At 63.0% G+C, this 14,174-nt stretch carries 11 protein-coding genes; all 11 read left to right on the forward strand.

Annotation, left to right across the window (positions count from 1 at the left end; translation table 11 throughout):
* The first annotated feature begins 390 nt into the window (after positions 1–390).
* The 11 genes from BTM36_RS22650 (at position 391) to BTM36_RS22705 (ending at position 14,174) form a co-directional block, all read left to right on the forward strand.
* The gene (locus BTM36_RS22650) at positions 391–2,277 is read left to right on the forward strand and encodes an ATP-binding protein (protein WP_254427065.1); all 1,887 of its coding nucleotides are present in this window, start codon (positions 391–393) and stop codon (positions 2,275–2,277) included.
* A 235-nt stretch (positions 2,278–2,512) separates the two neighbouring features.
* Positions 2,513–3,232, forward strand: coding sequence for a type 4 pilus major pilin (locus tag BTM36_RS22655; protein ID WP_077238048.1), 720 nt, complete (start codon positions 2,513–2,515; stop codon positions 3,230–3,232).
* A gap of 58 nt (positions 3,233–3,290) precedes the next feature.
* A complete protein-coding gene (locus BTM36_RS22660) occupies positions 3,291–3,932 on the forward strand; it encodes a Tfp pilus assembly protein FimT/FimU (RefSeq protein ID WP_077238049.1) in 642 nt (213 codons plus the stop codon).
* A complete protein-coding gene (locus BTM36_RS22665) occupies positions 3,929–4,663 on the forward strand; it encodes a type II secretion system protein (RefSeq protein WP_077238050.1) in 735 nt (244 codons plus the stop codon). The genes BTM36_RS22660 and BTM36_RS22665 overlap by 4 nt, the downstream gene beginning before the upstream one ends.
* A gap of 15 nt (positions 4,664–4,678) precedes the next feature.
* Positions 4,679–5,239 carry a toxin co-regulated pilus biosynthesis Q family protein gene (locus BTM36_RS22670; protein ID WP_077238051.1) on the forward strand — a complete coding sequence of 187 codons (561 nt, stop codon included), beginning with the start codon at positions 4,679–4,681 and terminating at the stop codon, positions 5,237–5,239.
* A gap of 17 nt (positions 5,240–5,256) precedes the next feature.
* Positions 5,257–6,963 (forward strand): secretin N-terminal domain-containing protein, encoded by a 1,707-nt coding sequence (locus BTM36_RS28030; protein ID WP_139347245.1) that lies wholly within the window; start codon positions 5,257–5,259, stop codon positions 6,961–6,963.
* The gene (gene pilO2 / locus BTM36_RS22685; RefSeq protein ID WP_077238054.1) at positions 6,956–8,332 is read left to right on the forward strand and encodes a type 4b pilus protein PilO2; all 1,377 of its coding nucleotides are present in this window, start codon (positions 6,956–6,958) and stop codon (positions 8,330–8,332) included. The genes BTM36_RS28030 and pilO2 overlap by 8 nt, the downstream gene beginning before the upstream one ends.
* Positions 8,310–8,993, forward strand: coding sequence for a hypothetical protein (locus BTM36_RS22690; RefSeq protein WP_139347246.1), 684 nt, complete (start codon positions 8,310–8,312; stop codon positions 8,991–8,993). Before pilO2 ends, BTM36_RS22690 begins: the two co-directional genes overlap by 23 nt.
* 26 nt (positions 8,994–9,019) lie before the next feature.
* A complete protein-coding gene (locus BTM36_RS22695) occupies positions 9,020–10,756 on the forward strand; it encodes a GspE/PulE family protein (RefSeq protein ID WP_168189824.1) in 1,737 nt (578 codons plus the stop codon).
* Entirely contained in the window at positions 10,753–11,841 is a 1,089-nt protein-coding gene (locus BTM36_RS22700) for a hypothetical protein (protein WP_077238057.1), read from the forward strand. Before BTM36_RS22695 ends, BTM36_RS22700 begins: the two co-directional genes overlap by 4 nt.
* Entirely contained in the window at positions 11,841–14,174 is a 2,334-nt protein-coding gene (locus BTM36_RS22705; RefSeq protein ID WP_077238058.1) for a polymer-forming cytoskeletal protein, read from the forward strand. The genes BTM36_RS22700 and BTM36_RS22705 overlap by 1 nt, the downstream gene beginning before the upstream one ends.

Genomic DNA, 14,174 nt, shown 5'->3' on the forward strand with positions numbered 1-14,174 from the left:
CTCCTTGAGCGGGATGGCAGCGCCAGCGGACTTGCCGGACGGCATGCCGGATCGCTCGATGATAAGGGTCGACCTGTTCCGCAGGGCATAGGACGGCGGGACATTCGCTTGTAGGAAACGAGGAATCCGCGCTCCTTGTTTTGCCTGGATGCAGATTTCCTTTGATCGACGGAAATCCAATGCCCGCGCGGCTTTGCGGCGATCAATCCGGTCAGGAAATGTCAGCCGGCGTGTAGTTTTGCTAGCTAAAGTACAGCCGTCAAATCAATGGATCGTAGCGCTGTAGCGATGAAGTATTGCTTGCAGCCACTCTCATTTATGAACACCACTGTCGCCACCAGCCCGCACCCGACATCGACCGGAATCATCCCGCGTGTGTCGACTACCCCCATGCCTGAGACCAAGGCGATCGTGACGCTGCTCAGTGCAAACGGTGCCGCGGCTGGCAATGCGGCCTCCAAGGATGCGCAGTCGTTTTTCAATCGGGAAGGGAGCCTGGGCTGGGTCGAATCCCAGGACGGCCCGTTGGTCAAGGCAGGCTCCTCCTATGAAAGACTGCGCGACGCCGGCATCGTGCCCGGCCAATTCCTCGCCGTTGCTGCCCCCGACTGGATCTTCAACGGCCAGCAGGAGTTCATCCTGGTCCGTTTCCTGCAGGTCACAGCCAGGCGCGATGGCTACAGCACCAATTGCGAACTGCATTGCCGGGTCATGGGCAGCTGTCGCATCAACCCGGTCAACGGGCAACTGAGCTACTTCGCCGGCCTGCCTGGCTACAGTGGGCTGATGCTCTCGCCCACCTGCGGCTGCCACGTGCTGCCCGAGCCCATCCTGCGCGCCCTGCTGGCGCTCTCCGGCGAGGTCGGTGAAGCCTTCGAACTGGGCCATGTGCGCTGGGGCGAACATATCGGCCAGCATGCCTACACGGCGCCGGTGGCCATGAGCGTCAATGAAGTGGTGGGCAAGCGCACTGCCATGTTCGGCAAGACCCGGCTGGGCAAATCCAACGTCGTCAAGCTGCTCATGCAGGGCGTGCTCAATGCCACCCGCGAGAGTGCTCACGTCGGCCAGCTGGTGTTCGACGTCAACGGCGAATACGCCAACGACAATCCCCAGGACGGCAATTTCTCCATCGCCTCGGCCTACCCCGAGCGCGTCCAGGTGTACTACCTCTCGACCCAGCCCCGGGGCGACGGCGAATTCCTGCGCTACAACTTCTATGACATCCCGGACCGCGCCCTGGCGATCTTTTCCGAACTGCTCACGCCCTCGGTGCTGGAGATTCCCGAGGTACGCAACTTCCTGATGATCCGCTTTCCGGCCCTGTCGGCCCTGAAGACCGGTCGCGCCGACGACAGTGCCGCCGCCTTCCGCAAGCTCTGCCTGTACTGGACACTGCTCCAGGAAGCCGGCTTCGAGCCGGGCGAGGCCGTCTGCGCCGCCGTCGCTGCCCGTGGACTGGTCAACGTCGGTTTCACCCAGGGCTTGCGCATGGCGGCCTGGCAGGCGATCAGATCGAAGGTCCCGCCGCCGATACCCACCAGCTTCACCGAGATGACCGAAGAAATCCGCGTGCTCTCGGCCTTCGCGCTCAAGTACGAGAACGACCCCAACCTGCGCGTGGGCCGCACCGAACTGTTCGACGAAGAAGACCGCGTGATCCAGGAACTGCTCTGCCAGACCAACGGCGTGGGTCCCTATTTCCTGCGCGAATGCCTGCAGTTCCACTCCGCCAACGCCAGCGATTTCCTGCATGACAGCCTGCGTGCCCTCGATACCGGCAAGACCGTCATCATCGATCTGGGTGCGGCCAATGAACGCATCGTGCGCTACTTCTCGCGCATCATCTCCACGGCCGTGTTCCAGCAGCAGGAACACAAATTCATCACCAACACCCTGGGCGGGCGCTTCGTGCAGATCTACTTCGAAGAAGCACACATGATCTTCCCAGTCGAGGCGGCCGGCAAGAACACCACCGACATCTACGCCCGCTTTGCCAAGGAAGGCGCCAAGTTCGGCATCGGCATCGTCTATTCCACCCAGTCGCCGACCTCGGTCAGCTATTCCCTGCTGACGCAGACCGAAAACTTCTTTATCGGTCATCTCTCCAGCGACATCGATGTCGATGCCCTGGCCTCGGTGCAGAGCCTGTTTGGCGCCGTCAAGGACGACATCCTGCAATTCCGCCTGCCCGGCTACATGCGGGTACTGAGCTATTCGCGCCGCTTCGTCCTGCCGATCCAGGCCAAGCGTTTCGATCCACGAGAAAGGAGATAGCCCCGTGATGAAGTAAATCGCCAAACCAAGGACAAGCACCACGACGAAGTGACAGAAAGCAAGGCGCATGCGCGCAAGACTGCCCCGACACCCTGGTTGCCGGCCAGGACGTGGCATGAAGAACGGGACACCCCTTGGCCCGGCGCAGTGTTCTTTGCCAAGAATCCATCCACTCATCAGTTAGGCCTGCCCCCCTCTTTCAGCCGGCGCTAACCCTATTTCAAGGAATACAGACATGCTTTACTCCCCTCACCCGGCGCGCCAGCCGCGCACCCTGCCGCATGCGCAACGCGGCTTTACCATCGTCGAACTGTCGGTCGCCGTGGCCATTGCCGGCGTGCTGCTGGTCTCGGCGATTGCACTGGTACAGGTGGTGCTGCGGCAATCGCGCGCCAATGATGTGGTCAGCGGCATCCCGCGCCTGATGGCACAGATCGACAAGATTTATGCCCGGGCCAATAACTTCATCGGTCTGACCACCGACGTGGCCGTTGGCTTCGGTGCCTTTGACAGTGTCTTTGACATTCTCGGCGCTCCCCCAAACCGCATCGCGAATAACCGCTTTGGTTACGCCACCAACGTGGATGTCGCCACGGCCTTTACCGGAGCAGCAACCAACACCGGCTACGCCGTCACTTTCGCCGGCATTCCTGCGTCTTCCTGTGCTGACATTGTCACTTCCGCGGCTGCCACCGGCATACGCGGCATTCTTGTTCAACCTGAAACTACGGTCGGCACCCGCTCCATTACCACTGCAGGTATTGGCACGATGACTCTGGCCGCCATTCAAGCCGTTCCACCTGGCGGTGCCGCGGCCGGCGGCACTACCGGCGGCGGTGCGGTCGTTAAGGGCAATCTTGCAAACGGCAATCTGGATATCGCAGCGATGACCGATCCGCGTGCCTGCGGCACCGGTAGCAGCACCGTCACCATCGGCCTGGTCAACTGGAAGTGATGTCCTTCGATGCGGTTCCTTTAAGAGGAGCTGCATCGAAACATACCTCCGCACATTCATGAGAAAACAGCAATCCGGCTACACGCTGGTAGAGCTCTCGGTCACTGTGGCCCTGGCTGGCATGATCGTTCTGGGCGGCATCACCGGTGCCACCTCGCTGCTCGATCAACAACGTATCAACGACTTGTCCGAGCAGAATGCCAATGCCATCAGGCGCGTCAACGAAGCCTATGCGCAACTGCCCAGCTACGCCGGTCTGTCCTTGCGACGAGCGGTGTCCTTTGGCGCGTTCAACCAGTTCATCATCAACTTCCCTGGGACCGACCGCGTGACCGTGACCCATCCATTCGGCGGTGCCGTTGGCGTGGCCGCGCTCGGTGGCGCCGCGCCTCTGGCCTGGGGCCTCTACCTCAACGCCATCCCGGCCAGGCACTGCATCGAAATGCTGTACCAGTCGGCGCCACTAGCCGATGCGCTGGTGGTCTTTCCCGGTGGTATGGGCAACCCGGTCGGCTGGACCGGCAACATTGCCATCAACACCGCCGTGCCGGAGATCACCATCGGAGGCGGTTTTGGCCCGGCCGCACCGCGCATCGTCAAGAATCTGACTCGCGAACTTACCCCTCCAGCACTGGCAGCGACTTGCCAGGACGCTGGCGACAACCTCGGCGTGCTGCTACTGAAAACCAAATTACGATGAACCGTTTCTCCTTACCCAGGCGGTCATGTGCCACCCATTCGCCTGGCGCCCCCGGTCACGCGCCGCTGCCACATCTACTGCGACAGCGCCAATGTGGTTTCACGCTGGTGGAGTTATCCGTCTCGATGGCCATTGCCGCCATCCTGGCGGTGGCCTCGCTGGTGGTGCTGCGCCAGCAGCTGGATCAGACGCAGGTGGCCTCATCGTCCTATTTCCTGCAGCAGACGGTGGTGGCGTTGCAGAATTTCTTTTCCAACGATAACGGTGCCGCACCGATCAACAACAGCACGCTGGCCAGCGGCGCCGCCGTGGCCCGGCAATACGTCGGGGGCGGTGCCGGCGCCAGTACCCAGATCAACAATCCCTGGGGCGGGCAGATGTTCGTGGGTCCGTTGATCGCCGGCAGCAATACCAACTGGGTCTTGCAGGTATCGGGGCTGCCCATGCGGTTGTGTCCGGACATCGTGCAAAGCGTGGAATCCACCTTGAACACCGCCAACCTGCGACATGCCCTGGCCGGCTCACCGACTAACGGCACGGCAGTCACCACCTCTGCGCTGGGCGCGGTCGCGCTGGACGCCAACCGCGTACTGACCACTTCGCTGGCCGATGTGTATGTGATCAAGAGCGACCCCTATGCCCCGCTCAATCCGGCCGCCATGAGCACCCTGTGCGAAACCGACCAGCCTTACTTCAACCTCTTCCTTACAGGTAACAACCATGCTCTCTAGGCATGACATCACCATATGAAAAAAGTCACGGCTTACCTTACTGATCTCACCCGCCTCACCCGCCTGAGGCGTCAATGGCTGCCCCCGCTCGTGCTGATGGCGGCCAGTCTTCCCGTCCATGCCGAGCAGGCGACGGAGCAGCTTTCCGACAGCGCGCAAGTGCAGGCAGAAGCACCAGCAGAAGCTTCTGCGCCAACGACACCCGCCAATGCGCGTGCCTCCGCCTGGCTGCCCAAGGGCGACACGATTGCGCCCGAGCTGTCCGACGGCATCGCCATGTCCGCATTGGGCCAACAACCCGATCCCGGCGTACAACAATGGCAGGTGCGACGTACCGACGTCTCGGTGCGGCGCATGTTGCAACGCTGGGGCAGCGACGCCGGCTGGCAGCTGGTGTGGGATGCCCCCCGCGATTTCCCCATCGAGACCGAGCTGCAATTGTCGGGCCGCATCGAGCAGGTCGTCAGCGCCGTCATCGAGTCGCTGGCCACCACCGACTATCCGGTGCAGGCGCGCATCAACAGCGAGCTACGCATCATCCGCATCGGCCGCTATCTGGAAGGCAAGGCCCGCTAGATCCATCACGCAAAATCATGAAAATCGAACACATCATCGCCCCCGGGCAAACTCTTACCCGCTCCCCTGCGCCGCACGCTCGCCGCCCCGGCCGCGCCCTTCCGCTGGTGGTCGCCACCAGCATGCTGTGTAGCGCATGCAGCACCTGGCGCCAGGCCGACCAGACCCTGGACAAGGTCGTCAGCCGCACCGACAGCTCACGCGCCGAACTGATGACGGCCCAGCCGCGCCCGGCCTATGCGGTCAAGGACACACGCCTGACGATTGCCACACGCTCCATGCCCCTCTCCCGCGAGGCGGCCTTGCCGGATGCGATGCGTCAAGTGGCCTTCCGCTTCCCGGGCCGTTATTCGGTGGCCACCATCGTCGAGCGTATCGCCAGCGAGACCGGCGTACCCATGCTGCTCACGCCCGACGCCCTGCTGCCGGCCTCGCGCTTTACCGTCGGCAGCACAGCCGGTGCTGCGGGCGCCGCACTGGCCGCGGTTGCCCAGCCGCTTCCAGGCGCGGGGCCGCAGGGCGCGGCCAGCGAGAAAAGCGCCTTTGGCGAAAAAGGCCTGAGCGACCTCAGCTTCAGCAACCAGTCCTACGGCAACACCTACGAACTCAATTACGCCGGCTCCTTTGCGGGCCTGCTGGATTACGTGGCCGTGCGCGCGGGACTGCAATGGAAATACGAGGACGACCGCATCCTCTTCTATCGCGTCAGCACCCGCACCTTCTTCGTCAAGACGCTGAGCTCTTCCTTCAAGTACACGGCGTCGCTGTCGGCCTCGACGGGTGAAGGTGGCGGAGGAGGAGGAGGTGGTGGCGGCGGTGGTGGTGGCGGCAGTTCGGCCAGCATGGAGTTCGAATCCGACTTCTGGGGCGGCATCGAAAAGACCCTGGCTGCGCTGGTCTCCGGCGGCGGCAAATTCTCGGTCGACGCCAAATCCGGGGTCATCACGGTGACCGACGCCATCGAGCCGATGAAGGCCGTGGAAAGCTACGTCGAACTGGTCAACAAGTCGCTGATGCGCCAGGTCAGCCTGGAAATCCAGGTCCTGTCGGTGCAGCTGAACGACGAGTTCTCGGCCGGCATCGACTGGAACGTGGTCCGCAACAATTTCACCTCCTCGGCGCCCGCAGCGCTGTTACCCAGCCAGTCCGGCAGCCCCTTCACCATCGGCTACCAGAACGGCAATGGCAATACCGCGCTGATCAAGCTGCTCAAGACCTTCGGCCGCGTCTCGACCACCTATTCCGGCGTGGCCGTGACCTCCAACCGGGTCTCGGTACCCCTGATGGTGGTCAACCAGCAGGCCTACCTGAAGCAGACCCAGGCGGCGGTCGTCGCCGGCGGACAGGTGGGCAGCGTCTCCACCACCGGGCCCAGCCTGACCCCGGGCCAGATCAGTACCGGCATGTCCCTGGCTTTCCTGCCGGTGGTACTGGATTCCAACCAGGTGCTGTTGCAGACCTATATCAACATCTCCAGCCTGAAGGGCTTGCCGTCGTTCAGCTCGGCCGGGCAGACCATCCAGCTGCCCAACGTGAATGCCTTTACCGTCGGCCAGCGCATGGTAGTGCCCTCGGGCGAAACGCTGGTCATGCTCGGGTATGACCAGGCCCAGGCCAATTCCAGCAACAGCGGCAGCGTCGATGGCCTGGCCGCCAGCAAGACCGCCGCCAACGTACGGCAATCCTTCGTGATCCTGATCACTCCGCGGCTGACCGATGTTTAAGACTCTACTCAACAAGAAACCGGCCCGCCGCGCCAGGCCGGAGGTGGACCACAGCCGCATCTTCCAGAAGAACAAGGTGGCGCTCGTGGCCGGCCTGCGCTGGGTGCCGCTGAACAAGGGCGAGCGTAGCAAGCTCTTCACCGCCGCCCGTAGCGAGGGCGAGCACAGCTATTGCGTCACCCCTGATGGCACGCAGATCGGATTTTTCTCCTCCAACCCGGGCGGCCATGGCAAGGGGCGTGGCGCACTGGTCTCGCTGGCGCTGCTGCTGGGCGAGAACTATTCGCACGGTGGCGAGGAAGTCTTCGCCTTCCATGTCGATGCCAGGCGCTGCTGCGTGATCGTGCTGCGCGACGGACAACCGGTGCCGGGATTTGATGTCATCGGCAGCGCCGAGGTGGTGACGGAACGCATCAACACCTTCCTGCAACTGACCGACGTAGGCGCGGTACGACGCGTCGGCGCGGTCGATCTGCTGGGCAATGTGGAAGAAATCGACTGGGACCTGGTGCTGGACGAAGTCACGGCCAAGGCGCGCCTGAAGAAGATTCCCGACATCCGCCAGATCCTCGCCTTGCTGGCGGTGTCGGCCGTAGTGTTCGCGGCCGGCTTCAGCGGGGTCAGTTACAAGCTGGCCCGTGACAAGCGCATCGCCGACGAACAGGCACGCATCGCCAGCGATCCCAATATCGTCTACGAAACCAGGATCGAGGGCGATCTGGCCGCCATCACCGGGACCGGCCAGACCAGCCTGCGCCGCATGGTCGGTGGGCTCAAGCAGATCCCGCTGCAGATCAATGGCTGGCGGCTGAGCAAGGTGGAATGCACTCCCGCCCTGTGCAACGCCTCATGGAGCCGCAGCTACGGCAACTTTGCCGAATTCGGCGAGGCGCTGCCACCCTCGGCGATGGGCCAGCCGCAATACGACGTCTTCAAGCCCGACGATCTGACCAGCGCCCGGCTGGTGACGCAGCACCGGCTGGAGGAAACCACCGCCGACGGCGTCGTACCGACCGCGTCGGCAGCCCCACCGAAACTCATGCGCGCGGCGCTGCCGCTGCGCAGTGCCGTGTCGTCGAAGTTCTTCAGCACCCTGCAGGACCTGTCCATGGTGGACATCAAGGTCAAGGTGGAGCCGGCAACACTGTTCGCCGGGAAAGGCGATGTCAACCAGCTGGTGCGCCCGGTGGTCAACGCCGCCTGGAGCATCGAGGGGCCGCTGTGGACGCTGGAAAACATCGTGCTGGACGACTACGTGGCCCTTGACACCTTCAGCGTCGAACTCGACACGGACAAGGCGGCCCCATCCATGGAAAAGATCCATTTCAAGCTCTCTGGAAAATATTATGCAAAAGGTAAAGACTTCTAATCTGCCATTGATGGTTGCGCTGACTGCCTTGCTGCTGGGTACCGCGCAGGTCTCACGCGGCCAGGGGACTGCAGCGCCGGCAGCAGCTGACGCGTCCATCAGTCACCTGGACCAGGGCGCGACCCTGGGCGACATGATCAAGCTGGCCAAGCAGGCCGGCGAGCGGGAGTTTGCCGCCCGCCTCAGACCGGCCGGCAAGAACGTCGGCAAGGAGCCTGCCGAACCCGTGGTCGAAAAGAATCCCGTACTGCTGGCCCTGTACGGGATCGACCGCCACTACAAGGCCGAACTCGACATCAACGGCCAGTCCCGCGTGGTCCCCGTGCCTGGGCCGGTACGCAAGATGGGACCGTGGAAATACATCGCGCTCATGGAAGAAGGCGTGCTGCTGACCAGGAGTCCGCACGACGGCAGCAAGGCAGGTAGCGCCAAACGCGACGCTGCGGTGCAGGCCTGCCAGCAACAGGAGACTTGCCTGTTCCTGTCGGTGCCCAAGGGCAGCGACGATTCACGCTCGCTGATCACGCCGGACGCCCAGGCACGTCATCTGGCCAGCCAGCTCCCGGTCGGCGCCCGCACCACGGCGCTCGAATTCGGCGGCAAGCCGCAGAGCCCGGGCGAGCGCATCAACATGGTCAACACGAAGCCGGCCTTGCGCTGATGGCCAGTGTGACGGACATGAGCAGCATGGCCAAGATAAGCAACGTGGGCAGCACGGGTAGCGCGGGCAGTACCAGCGCGCTCCCCGACCGCACCCCATCCGCGGGCCTGGAGATGGCCCATCTCCGGCGCGCTGAGGAACTGCCGCAGTTCCGCAGCGTGATGGAGATGTGGCCGGCTCTGAAATACCGCGCCTTCAACCCGGAGCGCATCGCCGTGCTGAACATGGAAGCGGGCCTGATTGCGGTGGTCGCCACCCGTGGCGTGAACCTGTCCTCGGAGTGGTTCCACATCCTTGACCGTTTCAAGCGCGACGGTAAAACGCCTCGCATGTTCTTCACGGCCGAACCTATCGTCTTCGAGATCCTTGAGTATCAGGTCGCGGCTAATCACGAGGAAGCGGCGACCAGAGCGGTATCAGGCATCGACCTCATCATCGCCGAATCCAAGCCCTTGAACTACTTCGCCGACATGGTCGGGCGCGCCATCGAGATCGGCGCCAGCGATGCCCATCTCGAGGTACGCGGCGACTATGCCGTGCTCAACGCCCGCGTGGATGGCGTGATACGCCGCATCGGCAGCTATCCGGCGCAGATCGTCATTGATGCCGTCAGCGCCGCCTTTACCGTGCAGGCCGAGGAATTGTCACGCTCGGACGCCGCCTTCAATGCCCGCCTGCCGCAGCAGGCCATGATCCCGATCCGCAACAAGTACCGCGATTTCACCCTGCGCTACCAGAGCCATCCCTCGGTGGGCGGTTTCGATGTGGTGCTGCGGATCCTGCATTCCAGCGCCAGCTCCTCCGGCAAGGTCAAGACCCTGCCGGAACTGGGCTACCTGCCCAGCCAGGTGGAGCAACTGGACCTGGCCATGCAGTCGGCCTGGGGTGGTGTGTTCGTAGCCGGCGTGACCGGCTCGGGCAAGACCACCACGCTCAATTCCATGCTGTCGATGCTGGCGGCCGGCGGCGAACGCAAGATCATTTCCATCGAAGACCCGGTCGAGTACATCGTGCCGGGCGTGACCCATCTCTCGGTGCAGCGGACCAATGCCATCGGCGCGGAAAACCCCTTCCTCAACGCCATGCGGGCCTTTCTGCGGCTTGACCCCGATATCGGCATGTTCGGCGAGGTGCGCGATCCGCTCTCCGGCGAAATCGCCCAGGCCGCTATCGAGACCGGCCACAAGATCTTCACCACCGTGCATGCCACCTCGGCGCTGGGCATCGTCTCGCGCCTGACCTCCAAGATGGTGGGACTGGACCGGCATGCGGTCTGCAATCCGGAATTCCTGTCCATCCTGGTCTATCAGGCGCTGCTGCCCAGGAACTGCCCGCATTGCAAGCAGCCCGCCAGGGAGCGGCTGTCAGCCGAGGAGCTCAACGCCTATGAAGTCTACTTCGACCTCGACGTCGACCAGATGATGTGCGCCAGCGACAGCGGCTGCGTCCATTGCCGCATCCCCGGCGTGGATTACAGCCAGCTGTCGCACGCCGGCACCCGCGGCGTATGCGTGGCTGCCGAGGTGATCACGCCCGACAACGACCTGCTGCGGCTCTTGCTGGCCGGGCGCGATCTGGATGCGCGTGACCACTACCACGCCACCCGTGTAGCCCCCTTCGATGCCCCGGACATGCGCGGCAAGGCCGCCTGGGGCCATGCCCTCTACAGCCTGGCCCAGGGGCAGGTCGACCCCTATTACTTCAAGACCACCTTTGGTCATCCCAAAGGATTCCGCCAGATCGTGCAAAAGGGAATGCCATGAATCTATTTGAACGCCTGCAACTGAACATGGCCAAGCGCCGCCTGCGCGCACGCCGGGCCGAGTTCTACTTCGACCTGGCCATGTCGCTGGAAGACCGGGTACCTCTGTTTTCCACCTTCAAGAAGTACGAGAAGCGCGCCCGCAAACGCGACCGCGGCATGGCCCTGCTCTACCGCCACATTCTCAGAAATGCCATCAACGGTTCGCTGGCCACGGCGCTGGAGGGAGTGGCACCGTCGTCGGAGCTGATGATGCTCGATGCCGCCCAGACCGCCGGCGACGCCAGCGTGGCCGAGGGCCTGCGCTTCCTCTCCGGCACGGTAGAAAAGACCGAACGCATGACGGCCGCCATCAAGGGTGCGGTGATGTATCCGTTGTTCCTGATCGCGCTGTTCTACGCCATCTTGCTGGGCTTTTCGTTCTACGCCATTCCGGTGCTGGAATCGATCATGCCCGTCACCGAATGGCCGGCCTCCGGCAAAGCCCTGGCCGCCGTTGCCAACGGCGTGCGGCATTACGGGCTGCTGATGATCGGGCTCAACGTGGTCCTGTTCATCGCCTTCCTCTATTCACTGGCCCACTGGGCCGGGAGAAGTCGGCGACCGTTCGACAAGCGCCTGCCTTACAGCGTCTACCGCGACTATTCCGGCGCCATGCTGATCGTCTCGCTGGCCTCGCTGATGCGCTCGGGCATTTCCCTGCGCTCCTCGCTGGAGCAGGCGGTGCGCTATTCCACCCCGTGGATGCGCTGGCACGTACGCAGCATCCTGCGCGGCATCAGCTCGGCCAATGCCGAAAACTTCGGCGCCGCCTTCGGCACCGGCGTGCTCAACCAGGATCTGGAAGACCGCATCATGGACGCCTCCGAACGCCGCGACCCGGTGGAGGCCTTCGTCAAGATCGGCACCGGCTCCATCGACCGCATCGCCACTTCCATCGAAAAATCGTCTGCCCGTCTCAACAGCGTGATGCTCCTGCTCTGCGGTGTCGCGCTGGCCTCCATGCTTCTCGGCTTCATGGCGACCACACAACAACTGCAGAGTGCCGTGCAAAAGAAAACGCAACAAACTTCCCAGAGGAACTGATGACTACCCTACTTCGTCGCATCTCGCAGCAGTTGCTGTGCCTGCCCCGGCGCAGCACACCCCTTGATCCAGGGCAGCGCCACACCCGACGCCGTCACCGTGGCTTCGCACTCGGCCAGGCGCTGGTGTCCACGGCCATGCTGGGCGCAGTCGGCGCCGTCGGCACCGATTGGGCCTCGCAGCAGCGCCAGGCTGCCTTGCTGGAGGCACAGAACGCGGTCTATGCCCGCATCAACAATGGCGTCGGTGCCTACATGACGCTGTACTATCCGCACATCATTGACCGAAGCACCCACCCGGACAGCTGCGCCAAGGTGAACCACCCGGCCTCGGGCAGCCCTGTCAAGTCATGCCAGTTCGCGGCCAGCTATACCGATGCCGCCGGTGCCAGCAAGACCCATCAGGTTGACAATATCCTGCAGCCGACGCTGGCCGACCTGCAGACCCTCGGTCTGGTGGACCGGCAGATTCCTGCCGCGCCCCTGCTGCCGGTACGTGCCACGGTGGTCACGGGCGGCGCCAGCGGCAGCGCGGCCGCCAGGCATGACAACGTCTACGGCATCGTCATCACGCGCACGCCGGCCGGAACCGATGTCAATCTGGATTCGCTGGTCTTCAACGTGCAGCCCTATGCGCTGGTGCACGCCGACATGTCAGCGCTGCTGCGCATGTCCAATGGTGCCGGCGCGACCTCGGGCCAGCCCGATCGCGATACCGACACCAGCAGCATCAATCCGCAGTTCGACCTCAAAGCCTATGCAGGTGCCTGGAGCGTCACCAATCCGGTGCAGAAGACCACCAAAGCCGGCGCCAAGGGCGTACACGGCATCCTGGCCTGGCGCAATGGCTATGCGGCAGCCGCCACGCTGGAGCTGATCCGTCGCGATGGCTCGCTCAAGCCGACGGCAGACTGGGATTTTGCCAAGCACTCGATCAACAATGTGAATCAGCTGACGGCCCAGGGCATGACCACCCAGACCCTGACCAGCAATACGCTGACGACCACCAGCTTGACCACCGGCACCCTGACCGCCAATGACGCCGCCAATCTCAACAGCACACTGGCTGTGAAAGGCACGTTGACCGCGCTGGGCAACCTGGTGGCCCAGGGCGCCACCGATATCCAGTCGCTGGTGGTCAATGGCGAGGCTACCTTCAAGGCGCCGGTGAAGATGACCAAGGCGCTGACTGTCGCTGGCGAGTTGAACGCCAATGGCGGCATACGCACCTCCAGGCTGAACATCGAGAATGCCGCGCAGTTCTCCGACAGCGGTGCCCGTTTGCTGGCCTATGGCAATTACGTCACGGTGGGCATGGGGTGTCTGGAGAATCTCGCCCTGGCGCAAGACGCCAATGGCCGATTGATGATGTGCACCGCCAACTACTGGGAGGTGGCCAATAACAATTATGGTCTGAGCCAGGTCAGTGCCGGCGACAGCTGCAGCCCGGAGGGCTCGACCGCCTATCTGCCCAACGGCCTGATGGCAATCTGCAGGAGCAGAAAGTGGCAGGCCGCCGCCATGGGCAACCAGGTCGCGGGTCAATCCTGCACCACCAAAGGCATGATGGCCGCTGAGATCACGGCGCAAGGCACGACCAATCTGCTGGTCTGCCAGGCCGGCAGTGATGGTGGCCTGAGTTGGGCGACCAGCATCTATGCACGCGCCAAGGCGGAAGTGGCCAGAGAAGGAGACAGCTGCAATACCGACCAGATCAATGCCATGGCCAGCAACGGCAACGGCGATCAGGCTGGCATCCTGCGATGCACATCCAATGGCAGCGGTGCCGCCCAGTGGAGGATGCCGTTCAAGAAACTGACGGAAGAGATCATCGACCCCAACGAATATCTGGCCGCCGATTTTCGCTGGAAGGATTGGCACCGCAACGTGCTCGGTTCGTGGTGGTGGGGCCAGGCGATTACCGGGAAGGTCACCCTGAAACACATTAAAAATGGCGTCGTCATCGATACCTGGGAAAACACCAAGCCGATGATCGGCGACGACGACGGACTCTATGCCCTGGCTCAACCGGCCGGTGGTGACTTCCCCTACGAAAACTTCAGCCGGGTGCGCTTCCACTTCAGTTACATGACCCCCATGGACCCGTCGGAATGGACCAAGCCCATGTTCAGAAGACCGGCCTTCAGCTGCATGAATTGCTATCTCGATGACGATGGAACCAGCGGTGGCCCGGACCGACGCGAAGTGTTTTTCGAACCGATGTACCTCGAATTCAACTTCTACAACAAAGGGGGCACCGACTACGGCGAAACCCACTACTACCAGCTTGTCATGTTCAAGAAAAAACGCTGGACCTACCTGGCGACGGAGTAA

The sequence above is a fragment of the Herbaspirillum sp. VT-16-41 genome, from assembly GCF_001994935.1.
GTDB classification, from domain to species: Bacteria; Pseudomonadota; Gammaproteobacteria; order Burkholderiales; family Burkholderiaceae_D; genus Herbaspirillum; species Herbaspirillum frisingense.

Excerpts from the sequence above, each read along its gene's own strand:
- BTM36_RS22650 (WP_254427065.1), top strand. The coding sequence starts at position 391 with ATGCCTGAGACCAAGGCGATCGTGACGCTGCTCAGTGCAAACGGTGCC.
- BTM36_RS22670 (WP_077238051.1), top strand. The coding sequence starts at position 4,679 with ATGAAAAAAGTCACGGCTTACCTTACTGATCTCACCCGCCTCACCCGC.
- BTM36_RS22705 (WP_077238058.1), top strand. The coding sequence starts at position 11,841 with ATGACTACCCTACTTCGTCGCATCTCGCAGCAGTTGCTGTGCCTGCCC.
- BTM36_RS22700 (WP_077238057.1), top strand. The coding sequence starts at position 10,753 with ATGAATCTATTTGAACGCCTGCAACTGAACATGGCCAAGCGCCGCCTG.
- BTM36_RS22695 (WP_168189824.1), top strand. The coding sequence starts at position 9,020 with ATGGCCAAGATAAGCAACGTGGGCAGCACGGGTAGCGCGGGCAGTACC.
- BTM36_RS22690 (WP_139347246.1), top strand. The coding sequence starts at position 8,310 with ATGCAAAAGGTAAAGACTTCTAATCTGCCATTGATGGTTGCGCTGACT.
- pilO2 (WP_077238054.1), top strand. The coding sequence starts at position 6,956 with ATGTTTAAGACTCTACTCAACAAGAAACCGGCCCGCCGCGCCAGGCCG.
- BTM36_RS22660 (WP_077238049.1), top strand. The coding sequence starts at position 3,291 with ATGAGAAAACAGCAATCCGGCTACACGCTGGTAGAGCTCTCGGTCACT.
- BTM36_RS28030 (WP_139347245.1), top strand. The coding sequence starts at position 5,257 with ATGAAAATCGAACACATCATCGCCCCCGGGCAAACTCTTACCCGCTCC.
- BTM36_RS22655 (WP_077238048.1), top strand. The coding sequence starts at position 2,513 with ATGCTTTACTCCCCTCACCCGGCGCGCCAGCCGCGCACCCTGCCGCAT.
- BTM36_RS22665 (WP_077238050.1), top strand. The coding sequence starts at position 3,929 with ATGAACCGTTTCTCCTTACCCAGGCGGTCATGTGCCACCCATTCGCCT.